Below are 16,173 nucleotides of genomic sequence, written 5' to 3'. Positions count from 1 at the left end.
AGGATTTAGCCATGGCCTCTGCCACATCCAAGTCATACTTCTGGAAAGGTTTTCGGGACGGGACGCCGTTCATCTTCGTCGCCGTGCCCTTTGGCCTTCTGTTTGGTGTTTTCGCGACCGAAGCCGGGCTGACCCTTGTTCAGACGATGGCCTTTACATCGACCGTATTTGCCGGAGCAGCGCAATTCGCGGCCCTGCAACTGTTGCAGGACAACACCCCGACCGTGATCATCGTAATCTCGGCGCTGGCCGTGAATCTGCGTATGGCGATGTATTCCGCATCACTGACACCTTACCTGGGTTCCGCGCCCATGTGGCAGCGTGCCTTTGCGGCATATCTGACCGTGGATCAATCTTATGCCTGCTCCATCGTGCGGTTCGAGAAAGAGCCTGACCTGTCAGTGCCACAACGCATGGCCTATTTCGTGGGCTCTGTCACGCCGATCACGCCGCTCTGGATTCTGGGCACCTATCTGGGCGCAGTGCTGGGTGCACAAATACCGGAAAGCTGGGCGCTGGATTTTGCCCTGCCTATTACCTTTCTGGCCATGATAGGGCCGATGATGCGGACCTTTGCACATGTGGTCGCAGCACTTGTGGCCATCACGGTTTCGTTGCTGACGGTCGCAATCCCGTTCAATCTGGGTCTGTTGATCGCCGGATGCGCTGGAATGATTGCCGGAGCGCAAGCGGAACTGATCCTCGAACGTAGAAAGACGCAGTCATGACGCAGCCGGAGTCCGTCACCATCTGGGCCATTATCATCGGGCTTGCCATCGGCAGTTATGCGCTTCGCTTTGTCTTTATCGGTTTTGTAGGTGATCGCACGATGCCGCCCTGGCTGCTGCGTCACCTGCGGTATACAGCGGTGGCCATCCTTCCTGCATTGATCGCACCGCTGGTTGTCTGGCCATCGGCCACCGAAGGACAGCCCGATCTGCCCCGTATGTCGGCGGCGGCGGTTGCCCTGATAGTGGGAGTGATCAGCAAAAACGTGCTGGCGGCCATCTTTTCCGGGGCCGCCACGCTCTATGGTCTGCTTTATCTACTGAGTTGAGACAGCGTTCAGCTGGTTGAGACGCGCATTGTTCGCCGCCAACCCTTTTTGCAGATCCGCATCGTCGTTTTCCCGGTACTCTTCGGTCACGACGCCCGGAATCTTTGCGAACTGTTCCGACAATTTCACCGGATAGAACGTCACATCGATCTGCTCGAATCCCGGCACCTGCTTCAACAGTTGCGAAGTCGCGTTGGTGCAGAATGCGCCGGCGACCGGACCGGACTGCTTTGCCAGTTGCAAGGCGATTTCAGCCTGTTGCGGGCTCACCTGTATGGTCTGTATACGGGCATAATGCGTTTCGCGCGCGTGCGAGCTGCGATAGGCCCGCTCGACCGCCGGGGTAATGCCATAGAGCACGTCATCCTTCACAGGAACAACATCCGCCCGGAACGAACCGGCAGGGTCAAAGATCACCCGCTCGCTACCCGAGATCATCAGCGACGTATGTGCACCCGATCCGGTGCGGGTGCTGATCATCGTGTAAAGCGTTAGCGTCGATAGCCCCGGATCACGGTAGGACCGGGATACGACTTCATTCTGATCCGCCTGAGGACGGCTTGAATTGGCACAGCCTGCCAGCGTCGCTGCCAACAAGCAGGCAATCAAAATCCTGAGCAAATTAGCCCCCAATACTATCAGGAGGCGAAAACCGCCAGAAACAGGCACAGGAAGGCAATGGCGACTACACACCACGTGGTGGCTTTAATGAAACCATTGAAAGTTTTGGTTTGGACCGTGATGTCCATTTCGCCGTGCTTGTATTCAGCCATGAGTCTCAGATTCCCAATTCGCGTGTTTGATCTGTTGGATAATAGAAAATACAACGCCTGTCACCACGTCTTTCACGCGCAAGATGCGCTTACTTGAGAACCGAGCAATCGGGATACCCGAAACCCCACCGCCAGGGCAAGCCGCTACAGGGCCCGCCACCGAATCGCACCGCCCCATACATTGCATCCGCAGTGATCGCGTGCACACTGCGAATCTGGTCAGGTGTCATGTCGTACCGGTCGGCATAATCTTCTGCATGGCGGTCTCCGTGCTCTACCACACAGGCGTGCAAGGCGTCATCCGCAGCCAGACGTGCGTCATAGCTTTCCTCGGTTGTCTCCGCTCCTCCTGCATTGTGATAAGCCCGGTCATGGGTCACGCAGCAGTACTCCCATGGCGGGTGCTCTTGATACAGTTCGCCAACTTGCGGAAACTGCTTTGCCACCCAGCGCCAACTGGCTGACAACCCGCCTGAACAGCCGTCAGTTTCAAACGAGGTCAGTTCGGCGCACTCGCTTTGTTCGATCAGCGCGCGGTGGCCCGGCATTTCAAATCCTCGCATCAAATCCTGAGCCCATGCCGACAGTGGCAGCAGAGCCAGAATCAGCGCCAGTTTAAGGGCTTTCATCGCGCATCGCCTCTGTATTGACCTGCAATCCAAACGTAGTGGCCAGCCACAGCAACAGCCGCTCACCCGGCCCCATTTCAGCGCGCACGCGCAAAACCTCATTGGCCATGGCCGGGCGGTCGGTGATCAGACCATCCACCCCCATCGAGGCCATTCTGGACATCTGCAACGGATCATTCACAGTCCAGACGTAGATATCCTTGCCCGCGTCCTGCACCTTGCGGATCAGTCCCGGTGTCACCATGCCTGCATTGACCGCAACAAATTCGCCTTCAAGCCCCGACAGATCCCCGACAGCCGTGGCCGCCAGCACGCCGGAGCGCCAGTCGGGGCGCAACTTTTTCATCTTTTGCACAGCCGGGTACTTCAGCGACATGGTAGCAATGTCGCCCTGCATCCCGAGCTCTTCGACAAGGTGGATCACCCGGTTTTCCAAATCAACGTCATGACCATAGTATTTCAGTTCGATAAGGACCTTGGACTTGCCCCTGGCCGCTTCCAGAACCTCTCGCAGGGTCGGGGTCCGCTCTGCGGCGTATTCCGGCCCGAACCAGCTTCCAATGTCGATATCAGCCACATCCTGTATCGTAGCATCCCAGACCTTCAGGTTGACGCCGGCCAACTTCATGAAATCGCTGTCATGGGCCACGATAATCACATCATCCGCCGTTTCCTGAACGTCTATCTCAACCCAGTCCGCACCATCCTCGATCGCTTTCAGGACCGAGGCCATTGTGTTTTCCGGTCGTAAAGCCGCAGCGCCCCGGTGACCGATGACCTCAGCATGATCCGGCGCCTGCACCCGTTCCAGCAGGCTTTGACCGAACCAAAGGCCAATGCCCAATGCCGCCAGGGCCGCTGCGACAGTCACAAGTACAGGTACGCGGACCCTTCGGGGTTCGGGATGGGGAACTTCTTTTGTCTCAGCTTCGAAAAACGCGTCCAGCACAACCGCCAGCGCGCCCAGCGCTGTTGCCGCCAGAACCAACCCCGCCAAGGACCAAAGACCTGCGATGATCAGGCTGAGGATCAATGCCAGTCTGAGGCTGCCGCCTTCCTGCACCGGCACAAGCGCAAACAACAAGCTTGCCATTGCAGCTATCAACGCCGCAATCACAAGCCGCATTCCCAGCCAAAGGGCAAGTTCGATCTTCAAGCGCCCGCGCTTGCCTTCCATCTTTTGTTCGCTTTTGGCGAATGCTCCGCGTGGTGAAGCACCTTCAAACAGGACCAAGTGCAGGGCCAGTGCCCATCCGGACAGACGACGAATCAACACCCATGCCAACGCAAGACCGACAAGTCCAATAAGAACCACGGCCACCTGAAAGGCCGGAGGGTGGAACGTCAGGTAATAATTGATGTCATATTCCGTCAGCGTCCACCATGCGATCAACCCCGCGATGGCCACAAACGGCAGGGCAAGCAGCAAGACACGCAGGATGAACCGAACGGCAAACCCGAACAGTGCCGGAAAGCGGGACAGGTTCAGTGCCAGCGCCGCGCCCCCTGCGCGCCAGGGGTCGCCTTCCCCCATGCGCAAGGACCCGGCCATGACCGAGAACACAAAGACCTCGGCCAGCAAAAACAGGCTGAGCACCGCGACACCCGCGATGAACCCTGCCGGAGACAGCAGGAACATCGCAATGTCCTGGTCGGTCAGAGCGGTCTGATCTGACAGAGAGACCGCCAGATTGACGGCCACGGCCACACCCGGTGCGATCAACGCCACCAACAGCAAACGCACAGCGACATAGATTGGCACAAAGACCCAACGCCGGGCCCAAGCTTCGGCGTAGGCATGTGTTACTGCTTGAAAAAATGTTGTCACGTGGCGGCCTCCGGACTGATGCAGTCATTCAAAGGCGCGCACGCGTGAATTGCAAGTCAGCTGTCATTCAGATCCGCAGCCAGACGGAACCCGATACGGTTGGCAGGTTTATCCTCGACGGATTTAGGCAAAGCGCGCAGCATCACATTCAACTGACTGACATGCTGCACCAGTTGCGTGCGGGCCCCGGCCCCGCCCGATCCATAAAAAGTAATCATGTCGGGGTCGAAATACCCCATCCCCTCGATCCGCATTACGCCGGCATCGCCACCGGTGAAGCCCATGGCGACTTCGTGATCACCGTCCAGCGTCTTTTCGAAGTTCTGGATGTACATGATCAAGCGTTCGTAAGCCCATTGCGCAGGGCTTTTGTTCTTGACCGGCTTCTTCAAGCTCTCGGGCAGGTCCTTGGCACCGGATTGAGCGTTGGGATCTGCGTGCACCTCATGACACCGCGGCAAAGCAGCGGCTTCGGCGGCCTCGGCCGAGGTTTCGATCTGGTCCTGCATTCTTCTACCCTTTGCGCTGATACAGCCATGCCCCGTCGGCGCGTTGCGTCCGGGTTACTGCACCAATGTGGTAGAGATGATTCACATGCGCAACCGCCTCAACAAGCGCAAGCCCATATTCACCTTCACGGATCGTGCGCTTGAACAGAGGCAGAAAACAATCGGCGGCAGCTCTGGGCTGATCCAGATGTTTCAACAGGCGATCCAAAGCGCCGTGGTGGTTGTCGATAAGCTGCCTCATTCTAAGCGGCAGACCCGTAAAAGGCAGCTTGTGCCCGCCAAGGACCAGATGATCGGGCCGGGCAAGCGTTTGCAAACGCTCGCAGGCTTCCAGCCACGCTGAAACCGGATCGGCCATCGGTTCGGTGGCATAGACGCCCAGATTGGGACTGATCGAGCTGAGAATCTGATCGCCGCTCAACACCAGATTGTCATCACGGCTCCAGAAGGTGGCGTGTTCCGGCGCGTGGCCATTGCCTATATGAACGTCCCAGTCGCGGCCACCCATTCGGATCACGTCGCCCTGCTTGATCCGTTTAAAGCCCAGCGGCATGGGATAGACCGTGTCGGCAAAGTTGAACGGACGATCCTTCATCCGCTCATTCAGAACCTCGGGTGCCATGCCCGCGCAGCGATAGAAATCAAGCGTCTCCTGCGGCCATGTTTCCTGCACATCCAGCGTCAGCATTCGCGCAAACAGCCATGAGGTGCGGCTTGTGACCAGCTCGGCCCCGTGCTCCGACTGAAACCACCCGGCATTGCCGACATGGTCAGGATGATGATGCGTCACCACCACACGGGTGATCGGTTTGCCCCCGAGAGGCCCACCCATCAGGGTTTCCCAGATACGCCGCGTCTTGTTCGACGACAGCCCGGTATCAATCACCGTCCAACCTTCGCCATCGTCCAGTGCGTAGATATTGACGTGATCCAGCACCATCGGAAGAGGCAGGCGCATCCATAGAACGCCCTCGGCAACCTCGACGGCCTCACCCGGCGCAGGCGGTTCAGCCCACGGATACCTGATCCCCGAAACGCGATCCCCGTCCATCACGCCGCCAATTCGTCTGGGCTGAGCGAAAAGAGATCATCCGCCCCGCTTTGCACCCGCGCCAGAAGGCCGGAATGCTCGGGCAACAAGGCGTTGATGTAGTATCGCGCCAGCTTGGCCCGTGGTCCTTCCGGATCGGCCAGTGCCGCGGACAGGTGATAGTGCCCGCCAAGCACCCGGGCAAACGCCTGAAGATATGCCGTTGCGCCTGCAAATCGATCGTTCATGTCGTCCTGCGCCACCAACCATTCGGTGGCCTCGCGCAGGGTTTCTGTTGCCTCCCACACAGGACCGGCCAAATCGGGCATCGTCGTACGCGCGTGTTCTGCCTGTTCTTCGATCTCGTCCAGAAGGTTCGACGCCGCCTCGCCGCCGTCCATCATTTTGCGCGCAACAAGGTCCATGGCCTGAATGCCATCGGTTCCCTCGTAAATCGCGGTCACGCGAACATCGCGGGAATACTGCGCCGCACCTGTTTCTTCGACAAAGCCCATGCCCCCATGCACCTGCACGCCGGTTTCAGCCACGCTTATTCCGGTCCGGGCCCCAAAGTTTTTGCCGATTGGCGTCAACAACGCGGCCCGCGCGACCCAGTCTGTGTCGCCGGTGGCTTTCGCCATATCAATCGCCGTTGCGTTGGCCATGAGAATCGCACGCGCAGCAAAGATATCGGCGCGCATATCCATGATCATGCGACGCACATCCGCATGATCGATGATCGTACCCGAAGGCGTCCTGCCCTGCTTACGCTCCAGCGCATAGGCCAAAGCGTGCTGATAGGCGCCTTCCGCAACGCCCACACCCTGGCCACCCACACCCAGGCGGGCGTTGTTCATCATGGTAAACATGGCCGCCATACCACCATGTTCCTTACCGACAAGCCATCCTTTGGCGCCGTCATATTGCATCACGCAGGTGGGTGAGCCATGCAGGCCCATCTTGTGTTCGACAGAAACAACCTTCAGGTCGTTGGCCACGCCGGGGTTTCCAGCCGCATCGGGGATGTATTTCGGTACCAGAAACAAGGAAATGCCCTTGGTGCCGGGCACACCGTCCGGCAGACGGGCCAGAACCAGATGGCAGACATTTTCAGCAAAGTCGTTGTCGCCCCAGGAAATGAAGATCTTCTGCCCGGTCACTGAGTAGGTGCCATCACCGTTTGGTTCGGCCTTCGAGGTCAGCGCACCGACATCCGATCCGGCCTGTGCTTCGGTCAGGTTCATGGTGGCAGACCACTCACCGGAAATCATTTTGGGCAGATACAGCGACTTCAGTTCGTCGCTGGCGTGATGTTCCAGCGCCTCGATCTGGCCCTGCGCCATCAGCGGAGCAAGTTGCAGCGACAGGCAAGCGGCGCTCATCATCTCGTTCACGGCAGTAGTGATGGCCATCGGTAGGCCCATACCGCCAAATTGAGGATCAGCGCTGATCCCGATCCACCCGCCTTCGGCAATCGCCTTCCAGCCATCGGCATAGCCCGGAGAACTGCGCAGCACGCCATTCTCAAGCCGTGCCGGTTCCAGATCACCGGCACGCTGCAATGGAGCCAGAACCTCTTCGCTCATCTTGGCTGCTTCGGTCAGGATGGCGCTGACGACATCGGCGCTGGCATCCGCGAAAGTCTCGGTGGCGGCGACCTGGTCGAACCCGACGACATGGTCCAGTAGAAATTGATAATCAGAGATTGGGGCGCGATATGGCATGATTTCTCTCGGGGTCTAACGGATCAGAATACATCGGCGGGCTTGGAATCAAGTTCAAGCGCCGGTAAGCGTGTGGGCCTGAACCGATTACGTACCTTTCCTCAAGTTCCAGGCAACCAAAACGCGGCGTCATCAGATATGATCTCATCCGGCACACAGGAATTGACGGCAGATCCCGGCGGCATCGCACGGGCTGCCGATATGTTGCGTCAGGGTCTTCTGGTCGCTTTTCCGACCGAAACGGTCTATGGCCTTGGCGGCGACGCCCGCAACGGTCAGGCCGTCGCGTCGATCTACGAGGCCAAGGGACGGCCCAGCTTCAATCCGCTGATCGCCCATGTCGCCTCGGTGGGCGCGGCACAGCGGTTTGTGCAATGGTCGGATCATGCCGAGCTGCTGGCACAGGCCTTCTGGCCCGGTCCTGTGACCCTGGTTTTGCCGTTGCGCGAAGGACACAGGATATCCTCACTGGTGACCGCCGGGCTGGACACTTTGGCTGTGCGCGTGCCCGCGCACCCGACGGCGCGTGCGCTGCTGGCCGACGTTGATGGGCCCGTCGCGGCCCCCTCGGCAAATCCTTCGGGTCAGATCAGCCCCACGACGGCAGCTCATGTGTGGTCCGGCCTTGGCGGAAGGATCGCGGCGGTTCTGGACGACGGTCCCTGCGGAGTGGGTCTGGAATCTACCATAGTCGGTCTGGCCGGAGAGCCCAGATTGCTGCGTCCGGGGGGCGTTGCATTGGACCGGATCGAAAGCGTGTTGAACATACCTCTGCACCTGCATCAATCCGGCGATCTGCTGACCGCTCCGGGACAGTTGCAGTCGCATTATGCGCCGGATGCGCCTGTGCGCCTGAACGTCACGGCCCGTCAGGGCGATGAGGTTTTGCTGGGCTTCGGGCCAGTAGAATGCGACCTGAACCTGTCTGTCGAAGGACGTCTGACCGAAGCGGCCGCGAATCTCTTTGCGGCCCTTCACAGGTTGAACGAGACCGGGCGACCAATTGCCGTATCTCCGATCCCGAACACCGGATTGGGGGCTGCAATCAATGACAGGTTGCGCCGCGCCGCCGCACCACGCGACAGCTGATCAGGCCCGGCCAGCGCTGGCGGATAACGTCAGAGGATCCACACCGAGCGTCGCCAACGCAGCTTCCCATTTTTCGTCATCGGGCACGTCGAAGACAAGTTTCGTCGTGGCTTCGGTGGTCAGCCAGCCGTTCATGGCAATTTCGTCCTCAAGCTGGCCTGGCCCCCAGCCGGAATAGCCCAGCGTCAGCATCGAATTCAGCGGTCCGCTGCCAGACGCCAGATCTTCAAGCACATCCAGCGTCGCCGTCATGCTGAATTCCTCGGAAATATGCATCGAATGCAGATTGGCCTCATAATCGGAGCCATGCAGGACAAATCCGCGCGACATCTCGACCGGGCCACCGAAATGCACAAGGCGCTCTCCGATGACCGGGATACGGCAGGCGATGTTCAGTTGCCCCAGCAACGTCTTGATTCGCAGATCCGAAGGCTTGTTCACGATCAATCCCATGGCGCCATCGTCGCCATGGCTGCACATATACACCACCGAATGGTCGAATCGCGGATCACCCATTCCGGGCATCGCAATCAACAGTTTTCCGGTCAGGTCCATGGGCCGTCATCTCATTGTCAGTTCACATCAACAATGGCCCCGCCGCACCATAGTTTGCAAGAGACGAACCCGTATTTCGACGGATTTCATCGCAGTGACCGGATCGTGACTTGGAATCCGCGCCAACGACGCGCATTTATGGGGTATGAAGATGTCGATGAAACCTACCGCTGTCGCCGCACTCGCGTGTCTGAGCCTGTCCGTCCCAGTTGCCGCGCAAGGCTTGGATGACGTGGTCCAGTTGGATGTTCTGGATGGCGGGCGGACGGCCAACGGCACCTACATGTCCGCTTTGAAGCTGACGCTCAAGGATGGCTGGAAGACCTACTGGCGCGCGCCAGGAGATTCCGGCATCCCACCCGAGTTCGACTGGAAGCGATCCAGCAATATCGGCCAGGTGGAAATCATCTGGCCCGCGCCCGAATTATTTGATCAGGATGGCCTGCAATCGATTGGCTATGAAAACCAGCTGGTCCTGCCCATTAAGGTCACTCCGCGCAACCCGGCAAAACCGGTCCACCTGAAAGGCAGGATGGATCTGGGGGTCTGCAAAGACGTTTGCATCCCGGAACGCCTGGATTTCGACCACACGCTCGACGCCGACGCTGATCGCAACCCGGCGATTGCTGCAGCGCTGGCGCAAAGACCCTATTCCGCGCGCGAAGCACGTGTCACCAAGACCACCTGCAATCTGACGCCCACGAAAGACGGAATGCGGATTGAAGCTCGGATGACGATGCCGTCAGCGGGTGGCCGCGAAGTCGCTGTTATCGAACCCGGCAATCCTGCTCTTTGGGCCTCGCAACCTGTGTCTCAGAGGCAAGGGGATACTCTGGTGGCCGAAGCAGAAATCATAAACGCATCAGGTGCACCATTTGCACTGGACCGGTCCGAGATCCGGATCACCGTTCTGGGTTCCAATCACGCAGTCGATATTCTGGGCTGCATCGCGGGTTGAATCCATGGGCCAATCCCCCAAGATCGGTGCGTTGGCGGTTGTTCTGCATCAGGACAAGGTTCTTCTGGTTCAGCGCAGCAAACAGCCGGACAAGGGGCTTTGGGGATTCCCCGGCGGCCACGTGGAGTGGGGTGAAACCGTTTTGCAGGCGGCGCAGCGCGAGTTGCAGGAAGAAACCTCGGTGATTGCGGAACCGTCACATTACCTGAGAAACCTGGATCTGCTGCGCCACGACAAGGCGGGACAGGTTCTGTCCCATTACCTGTTGGTCGGCGTTGCCTGCCGCTATCAGTCTGGCACACCACAAGCCGGTGATGACGCGCTGGATGCCCGCTGGTTTGCCATCGAGCAGATACGCCGGGGCGACTTGCCGATGAGCGCGCGGGTCATCGACCTCATGGAACACGCAATCCGCGCGGATCAGGCATCGGCCGATCTTGTGAGCCGCCCATAAAGCAAACCTGACAGCACCACGCTCAGGATCACGATCAGAATTGCACCGGCCAGAAATGCACCCAACCCCATTTGCAGCACCGCAATGCCATCTCCACCTGCATAGAGGCCTTGCAGCAGGCCAAGCGGTGCGCCGGTAACTGCGGGCCAAATCATTGTCAGGCCGAACCAAACCGCCAATGCGGCCCCGGTTGCCGCCAGTGCGCCCCGAACCACCCGGTCGGGTGCCCGCGCAGCTCGGCGCATGGCTGTCATCGGGCGCGCTACATCATTGACGATCGCCAGAAGAGCAGGCACCAGAATCAGAACCAGCAACATCCCGAACCCAAGCCCGTAAACCAGCGTTATCACGGTCGGCTTGAGGAATTGCGCCTGTTGCGAACCTTCATAAAGCAACGGCGCAAGTCCGAGAACCGTGGTCAAAGTGGTCAGCATCACGGGCCGCAACCTGTCTGCGGTACCTTCGACAATGGACGGAACCAGACCACGGTCTTTTTGATACGCATCTATCGTGGTCACCAGAACGATCGAGTCGTTGATGATGATTCCGGTCATGCCCAGCAATCCGACCACCGTGAACATGCTGAGCGGCACTTCCCAGATGTAGTGGCCCCAGATCGCACCAACGAGGCCGAAGGGTATGATTGCCATAACAACCACTGGCCGTGTCCAGCTGGCGAACACCCAGGCCAGTACAAGGTAGATACCTGTCAGGCACAGGATCAAACCGGTGCGCGCTTCGGCAAGGAATTCATTTTCCTGTTCACTCAGACCCGACATGCGCCACTCAACTTGCCGTTCCGCTGCGATATCGGGCAGAATTTCTTCCTGCATCGCCCGTTCGATTTCGGTGGCGCGTGCCGGATCATCTTCCGAGATGTCGCCGTAGACCGAAACAACCCTCAGGCCGTTTTCGCGCCGAACCGTCGAGAAACCGGATTTACGCTCGACCGAAACGATGTCGGCCAGCGGTACGTAAACCCCGTCAGGAGACCGCATCAGCGTACGCTCGAGGAAATCTGCCGTCAGTTCGCCCTCAGGCAGTTCCACACGGATCTCGGCACTGCGTGGCCCGTCGGGGAAGGTTGCGGCTTCGATGCCGTTCAGGCGATTGCGCAGGGCGCGACCCAGCGTCTCAATCCGGAATCCCAGCGCCTCTCCCTGCGCAGTCAGGTCCAGGATGAACTCTTCCTTGTCATAAGCCAGATTGTCTTCAAGCGCCGAGACTTCGGGGAATTTCGAAAGCTCGGCCTGCAGGTCTTCGGACGCGGCCTTGAGAACGCTCACATCAGAGCCGAAAAACTGTACATCGATGGCATCGCCGCCAGGGCCGGACCGCCAACCCCGGAAGCTTACCACTTCGAGCTTGGGATGGCGCGGCGCGAATTCCTGCAACTCTCCGACAAATTCGAAACTTGAATACGAACGCAGATCAGCATCGATAAGCTCGATCGAGATACCACCCAACAAACTGCCATCCTTACCATCCGCAGCAGCCAGTTGCCGGCCTGCGTTGCCGCCAACCTCGGCCAGAACATAGTCGATCGGATTGCGGCCGTGACGCTCTTCGTAGATTTGGCCCAGATCATTGACCGCTTGCTGCAGAAGGCGCATCATTTCAAGCGTATCTGATCGCGTTGAGCCTTCGCGCATGATAAAGCCGCCAGTCACCGAACTCCGTTCAGGTGCATTAAAAAAACGCCAGTTCACGTCGCCGCGAATGAACAGTGCGACTTGGCTGGCCAATACCGCGATCATCAGCGCCACGACCACGTAACGCGCCCATATCACCCAGGAGATCAGCGGGCGGAACAGGTGGTCCCGAACCCAACGGAAACCACGATTGACGACCCGATTGGGCAGATCATACCAGTGCTCCTTGGCCGAGTGCGCTATGGCGTGTGCCATGTGATTGGGAAGGATCAGGAAGCATTCGACCAGCGAAGCGATCAGTACAGCGATCACTGTAAAGGGAATGTCGCGGATCAGTTCTCCGAACCGCCCGCCCACCAGAGTCAGACCGAAAAACGCAATTACCGTCGTGACAGTCGCAGCCAGAACCGGCATGGCCATTCGCCGCGCCGCGCGTTCTGCGGCCACGACAGGCGGCTCGACCAGCCGTCGGGCACGGAAATCCGCGTGCTCTCCTACCACGATGGCGTCATCAACCACGATGCCCAGTGTGATGATCAGGCCGAACAGTGAGACCATGTTCAGCGACAATCCCCCCAGATACATCAATGCGATTGCGGCCGACATCGCCACGGGGATACCCGCCGCAACCCAGAAGGCGATCCGCGCGTTGAGGAACAGGAACAGCAGACAGACGACAAGGCCAAGGCCCATCAACCCGTTGTTGACCAGGATATTCAATCGGTCGGTTATGGCCTGGGCGCGGGTGCGGATCAGCTCAATCTTCACACCTTCGGGCAAGCTGGCCTGCATTTCGCGGGCAACGTCTTCAACCGTGTGCTGGATGTCTATCGCATCGCCCAGATTTGACCGGTCGACCCTGATGGACATGGCCGGATCGTCGCCGACGAAATAACTGCGATGCCGTGTGACACCTTCGACCCGAATCCTGGCGATATCACCGACTTTCAGCTTCGACCCATTGGCAAAGGTCCGCAGCGCGATGCCTTCGAGCTGTTCCGGGGTCCGTTTTTCGGTTCCGGCTCGGATACGCGCACCTGCGCCCTCAACCTCGCCGGCGGGATCGGTGCTGACCTCGGCCGCAATCGCGGACGCGATCTCTTCCATGGTGATGTCATTTGCGATCAATTGCGCCGTGGTGATCTCGACAATGATCTGGGGCGCGGCAATGCCTCTGATTTCGGTTCGCGTGACGCCCGCCGAGAACAAACGGTTGATGAACTCATCCGTCAACTTCGCCAGTTGATTGGTATCGGTAGGCCCGCTGAGTACGACATCCGTTACCCTGTCCCGCCATGCGCCGCGTCGAATTTCAGGTTCTTCAGAGCCTTCGGGAAGATCCGTCACACCGTCTATCGCGGACCGGATGTCTTCAACTGCGCGGGACATGTCCCAGTTCGGCTCGAATTCCAGTCTGACGCGGGTCCAACTTGGGTGTGAACTGGCCTCGGTACTGGTTACCCCTTCAACGGCCAGCAGCGCAGGTTCCAACAACTGCACGATACCGGCATCCATGTCCTCGGGACCTGCACCTTCCCACGAGACGGTCACATCAACCCGTTCCAGAATGACATCCGGAAAGAACTGCGCCCGCATGTTCGGAATGGCAGCTGCACCAAGAACCAGCATCACAAGCAGCAGCAGATTGGCAACTGTCTTATGTCGTGTGAAGTAACTGAGAAGGCCACCCGCTGCGCCAGGTATCTCGCGCATCATGACGCTCAGCCCCCAGCCTTGGTTTCAATACGCCGCACCAGAGATGAGGGTACGCGCGCTGACCGCAACTGACCTAAAACCTGAGTTTTTTCATCCTGAGGCATGGCTTCGTTGGCCTCAACCCGGGCCACGAGCTCGGCACGTTTCGCATCTGACAACTCGACCATGCCTGGGTCTGCCCCAGCCTCATGTCGCAGCGGCCGCACCCGCACACCTGGCCCAAGCAACGGCGTGCGACCGATAACAACCTCGCGCCCTTCCAACCCGTCACCTCGCAGTAAAACCTCGTCACCCTGTCTGCGGACAAGCTGCACCGGCAAGCTTTCCAGGCGGTCATCTGTACCAAGCACCAGAACCGTTCCCGATGCGTCCAAAGCCGAAGACGGTAAGCGGAACACGTTGGCAAGCGGTTGTTCCTGAACCGAGACGGTAACGAAATCTTCGGGCTTGAACCCGGATGCCTCTTGCAGACGTGCATAAATCAAGCGTCCGGTCTGGCCCTCGCCCGCTGACCCGCTGTCACGGCTGATATGGCCTGTCGCGGTCAGATCGGCGCCCGTTACCTCAAGCGACACTGTGACCGGCGCGTTGATCAGCCTGTCCTTCTCGTCCAACAAACGTACATATTGTGCCGTTGACACCCGGAACGCCACTTCCAGAGCGTTTGGATCAACAAGTTCAGCCAGTTTTTCATTCGCCGACACCAAGCGCCCTTCCACCAGCGTCACATCGGTCAGGGTACCGCTGAAACCGGCCCGAATGGTCATATCTTCAAGATCGCGTTCCGCAGCTTCCAGGGCAATCACGGCCCGGGCCAACAACGTCGTTGCCTGATCGACGCGGGATTCAGCCTGCGCAAGCGCGATGCGACGCGCCAGAACGGCCTGTTGGGCTGACGCAGCCGCCAGTTCCGCCTCTTCCACGCTGGCGGCGGCGCCTACCCCTCGGGACTCCAGATCGCGTTGCCGTTGCAGCGCCCGCTCCCGCAGTTCGGCTTGCGCTTCGGCCGATTTCAATTCGTCCTGCGCTAGCAGCAGAGACCGCTCGGCGTCCCGTTCTTCAAACTGTGCGTCCAATAAATCGGATTTGGCCCGGTCCAGAGCAGATTGCGCATCCGCCGGGTCTAGCTCGACCAGAAGCTCGCCTGTCGAAACCACTCCGCCATCTTCAAAGTCTTCGGCTAGCCCGATAACGCGTCCACCCAATGCGGCCCGCAACTCGAGCCTGCGACGGCTCTGAACCTCCCCGAAAGCCTCAAGATAAGGGGTAACTGTTTCAGCCTCGGCTCGATGCACGGACACTGCAAAAACCCGTTCGCGCGAGGGGGGCGTCGCTTCTTCTCGTGTCAGGACATCCTGCACAGCACCCATGATGATCTGCGCAGCAACAAAAAGCAAAGCCAGCGTCAGGAACGCCAGAAAGATTCCGACAAGACTCTGCCGTAAAAATCGCATCAAACAGTTACCCCGGTTGCACCACACTGCCGTCCACAACATGTAGCCGGATCACGAATTATGCCAAGCCACAAAGCGGTTATACGGAATTGAACGTACGACCAGTCTACTTCCGTCGCAGATGTTCGTCCAATCTGGGCATTATTTCCACAAAATTGCAGGGGCGATGCCGGTAATCGAACTGTTTTTCCAAAATCCCATCCCACGCATCCTTGCAGGCCCCCGGGCTGCCGGGCAATGCAAACAGGTATGTTCCCCCCGCAACGCCCCCGGTTGCACGGGACTGCACCGCCGAGGTGCCGATTTTTTCCATCGAGATGATGGTGAAGACAGTGCCGAATGCGTCGATCTCTTTTTCGTACACGTCCCGGTGCGCCTCGACTGTCACGTCCCGCCCGGTCAGACCCGTTCCCCCGGTCGAGATCACGACATCGATCTGCTCATCAGCCACCCATGCACGCAACTGGTCGGCGATCTGGTCGCGCTCGTCCCGAATGATCTGGCGATCCGCAACCACATGGCCCGCTTTTTCAATCCTGTCCACCAATGTCTGCCCCGAGCGATCTTCGTCCATCGATCTGGTATCCGAAACGGTCAGAACGGCAATTCTGACGGGGATGAACTCCATGGTTTCGTCAATGCGTGACATCTTGCGTCAGACCCTTTCCAGAATGGCAAGTCGGATAGCGAGGGCGGGAAAAATACCCCCCGTAATCCGGCCAATATTACGTGAGGCGTGTGGATT

The 16,173-nt window shown here is 59.0% G+C and carries 16 protein-coding genes; 5 read left to right on the top strand and 11 right to left on the bottom strand.

Annotated features, from left to right (window positions below):
- Positions 1-11 precede the first annotated feature (11 nt).
- On the top strand, positions 12-728 hold the full coding sequence (locus tag AC2FLP_RS07085; RefSeq protein ID WP_496682495.1) for an AzlC family ABC transporter permease: 717 nt from the start codon (positions 12-14) through the stop codon (positions 726-728).
- The gene (locus AC2FLP_RS07080; protein WP_117870439.1) at positions 725-1,057 is read left to right on the top strand and encodes an AzlD domain-containing protein; all 333 of its coding nucleotides are present in this window, start codon (positions 725-727) and stop codon (positions 1,055-1,057) included. Before AC2FLP_RS07085 ends, AC2FLP_RS07080 begins: the two co-directional genes overlap by 4 nt.
- On the opposite strand, the gene AC2FLP_RS07075 is transcribed toward AC2FLP_RS07080, so the two are convergent.
- The 7 genes from AC2FLP_RS07075 to AC2FLP_RS07045 all read right to left on the bottom strand — a co-directional run bounded on the left by AC2FLP_RS07075 (position 1,046) and on the right by AC2FLP_RS07045 (position 7,550).
- The gene (locus tag AC2FLP_RS07075) at positions 1,046-1,678 is read right to left on the bottom strand and encodes a hypothetical protein (protein ID WP_117870441.1); all 633 of its coding nucleotides are present in this window, start codon (positions 1,676-1,678) and stop codon (positions 1,046-1,048) included. The genes AC2FLP_RS07080 and AC2FLP_RS07075 overlap by 12 nt on opposite strands.
- A 17-nt stretch (positions 1,679-1,695) precedes the next feature.
- The gene (locus tag AC2FLP_RS07070) at positions 1,696-1,830 is read right to left on the bottom strand and encodes an aa3-type cytochrome c oxidase subunit IV (RefSeq protein WP_117870443.1); all 135 of its coding nucleotides are present in this window, start codon (positions 1,828-1,830) and stop codon (positions 1,696-1,698) included.
- Between the two features lie 89 nt (positions 1,831-1,919).
- Positions 1,920-2,459 carry a hypothetical protein gene (locus AC2FLP_RS07065; protein ID WP_496682491.1) on the bottom strand — a complete coding sequence of 180 codons (540 nt, stop codon included), beginning with the start codon at positions 2,457-2,459 and terminating at the stop codon, positions 1,920-1,922.
- Entirely contained in the window at positions 2,446-4,287 is a 1,842-nt protein-coding gene (locus AC2FLP_RS07060; RefSeq protein WP_496682488.1) for a glycerophosphodiester phosphodiesterase, read from the bottom strand. The genes AC2FLP_RS07065 and AC2FLP_RS07060 overlap by 14 nt, the downstream gene beginning before the upstream one ends.
- Before the next feature lie 56 nt (positions 4,288-4,343).
- Complete coding sequence (locus AC2FLP_RS07055; RefSeq protein WP_117870447.1) at positions 4,344-4,796, bottom strand: DUF6173 family protein; 453 nt, start codon at positions 4,794-4,796, stop codon at positions 4,344-4,346.
- Between the two features lie 4 nt (positions 4,797-4,800).
- Positions 4,801-5,847 (bottom strand): MBL fold metallo-hydrolase, encoded by a 1,047-nt coding sequence (locus AC2FLP_RS07050; protein WP_496682485.1) that lies wholly within the window; start codon positions 5,845-5,847, stop codon positions 4,801-4,803.
- A complete protein-coding gene (locus tag AC2FLP_RS07045) occupies positions 5,847-7,550 on the bottom strand; it encodes an acyl-CoA dehydrogenase (RefSeq protein ID WP_117870451.1) in 1,704 nt (567 codons plus the stop codon). The genes AC2FLP_RS07050 and AC2FLP_RS07045 overlap by 1 nt, the downstream gene beginning before the upstream one ends.
- Positions 7,551-7,688: 138 nt before the next feature.
- On the opposite strand from AC2FLP_RS07045, the gene AC2FLP_RS07040 reads away from it, so the two are divergent.
- A complete protein-coding gene (locus AC2FLP_RS07040) occupies positions 7,689-8,639 on the top strand; it encodes an L-threonylcarbamoyladenylate synthase (protein ID WP_496682483.1) in 951 nt (316 codons plus the stop codon).
- On the opposite strand, the gene AC2FLP_RS07035 is transcribed toward AC2FLP_RS07040, so the two are convergent.
- On the bottom strand, positions 8,640-9,194 hold the full coding sequence (locus AC2FLP_RS07035; protein WP_117870455.1) for a YqgE/AlgH family protein: 555 nt from the start codon (positions 9,192-9,194) through the stop codon (positions 8,640-8,642). It abuts the gene before it with no gap.
- 151 nt (positions 9,195-9,345) lie between these two features.
- Here AC2FLP_RS07035 and AC2FLP_RS07030 point away from each other — a divergent pair, with 151 nt between their 5' ends.
- Both AC2FLP_RS07030 and AC2FLP_RS07025 read left to right on the top strand, forming a co-directional pair.
- Complete coding sequence (locus AC2FLP_RS07030) at positions 9,346-10,152, top strand: protein-disulfide reductase DsbD domain-containing protein (protein WP_496710052.1); 807 nt, start codon at positions 9,346-9,348, stop codon at positions 10,150-10,152.
- Between the two features lie 4 nt (positions 10,153-10,156).
- Positions 10,157-10,606 (top strand): NUDIX hydrolase, encoded by a 450-nt coding sequence (locus AC2FLP_RS07025; RefSeq protein ID WP_496682478.1) that lies wholly within the window; start codon positions 10,157-10,159, stop codon positions 10,604-10,606.
- Here AC2FLP_RS07025 and AC2FLP_RS07020 read toward each other — a convergent pair.
- The 3 genes from AC2FLP_RS07020 to moaB form a co-directional block, all read right to left on the bottom strand.
- Positions 10,573-13,974, bottom strand: coding sequence for an efflux RND transporter permease subunit (locus tag AC2FLP_RS07020; protein WP_496682475.1), 3,402 nt, complete (start codon positions 13,972-13,974; stop codon positions 10,573-10,575). The genes AC2FLP_RS07025 and AC2FLP_RS07020 overlap by 34 nt on opposite strands.
- Positions 13,975-13,979: 5 nt before the next feature.
- Positions 13,980-15,428: an efflux RND transporter periplasmic adaptor subunit gene (locus AC2FLP_RS07015; protein ID WP_496682472.1), complete on the bottom strand. Its 1,449-nt coding sequence runs from the start codon at positions 15,426-15,428 to the stop codon at positions 13,980-13,982.
- A 106-nt stretch (positions 15,429-15,534) separates the two neighbouring features.
- Positions 15,535-16,077, bottom strand: a complete 543-nt coding sequence (moaB, locus tag AC2FLP_RS07010; protein ID WP_117870465.1) for a molybdenum cofactor biosynthesis protein B — start codon at positions 16,075-16,077, stop codon at positions 15,535-15,537.
- Between the last annotated feature and the right edge of the window lie 96 nt (positions 16,078-16,173).

It is taken from the genome of Ruegeria sp. CDSA141 (assembly GCF_059612005.1).
This window is presented reverse-complemented; position numbering and strand designations above follow the sequence as displayed.

What these genes read in the sequence shown, in the direction of transcription:
- AC2FLP_RS07085 (WP_496682495.1), top strand. Translation starts at nt 12, where the DNA reads ATGGCCTCTGCCACATCCAAGTCATACTTCTGGAAAGGTTTTCGGGAC.
- AC2FLP_RS07080 (WP_117870439.1), top strand. Translation starts at nt 725, where the DNA reads ATGACGCAGCCGGAGTCCGTCACCATCTGGGCCATTATCATCGGGCTT.
- AC2FLP_RS07070 (WP_117870443.1), bottom strand. Translation starts at nt 1,830, where the DNA reads ATGGCTGAATACAAGCACGGCGAAATGGACATCACGGTCCAAACCAAA.
- AC2FLP_RS07065 (WP_496682491.1), bottom strand. Translation starts at nt 2,459, where the DNA reads ATGAAAGCCCTTAAACTGGCGCTGATTCTGGCTCTGCTGCCACTGTCG.
- AC2FLP_RS07055 (WP_117870447.1), bottom strand. Translation starts at nt 4,796, where the DNA reads ATGCAGGACCAGATCGAAACCTCGGCCGAGGCCGCCGAAGCCGCTGCT.
- AC2FLP_RS07050 (WP_496682485.1), bottom strand. Translation starts at nt 5,847, where the DNA reads ATGGACGGGGATCGCGTTTCGGGGATCAGGTATCCGTGGGCTGAACCG.
- AC2FLP_RS07045 (WP_117870451.1), bottom strand. Translation starts at nt 7,550, where the DNA reads ATGCCATATCGCGCCCCAATCTCTGATTATCAATTTCTACTGGACCAT.
- AC2FLP_RS07040 (WP_496682483.1), top strand. Translation starts at nt 7,689, where the DNA reads ATGATCTCATCCGGCACACAGGAATTGACGGCAGATCCCGGCGGCATC.
- AC2FLP_RS07035 (WP_117870455.1), bottom strand. Translation starts at nt 9,194, where the DNA reads ATGGACCTGACCGGAAAACTGTTGATTGCGATGCCCGGAATGGGTGAT.
- AC2FLP_RS07030 (WP_496710052.1), top strand. Translation starts at nt 9,346, where the DNA reads ATGTCGATGAAACCTACCGCTGTCGCCGCACTCGCGTGTCTGAGCCTG.
- AC2FLP_RS07025 (WP_496682478.1), top strand. Translation starts at nt 10,157, where the DNA reads ATGGGCCAATCCCCCAAGATCGGTGCGTTGGCGGTTGTTCTGCATCAG.
- AC2FLP_RS07020 (WP_496682475.1), bottom strand. Translation starts at nt 13,974, where the DNA reads ATGATGCGCGAGATACCTGGCGCAGCGGGTGGCCTTCTCAGTTACTTC.
- AC2FLP_RS07015 (WP_496682472.1), bottom strand. Translation starts at nt 15,428, where the DNA reads ATGCGATTTTTACGGCAGAGTCTTGTCGGAATCTTTCTGGCGTTCCTG.
- moaB (WP_117870465.1), bottom strand. Translation starts at nt 16,077, where the DNA reads ATGTCACGCATTGACGAAACCATGGAGTTCATCCCCGTCAGAATTGCC.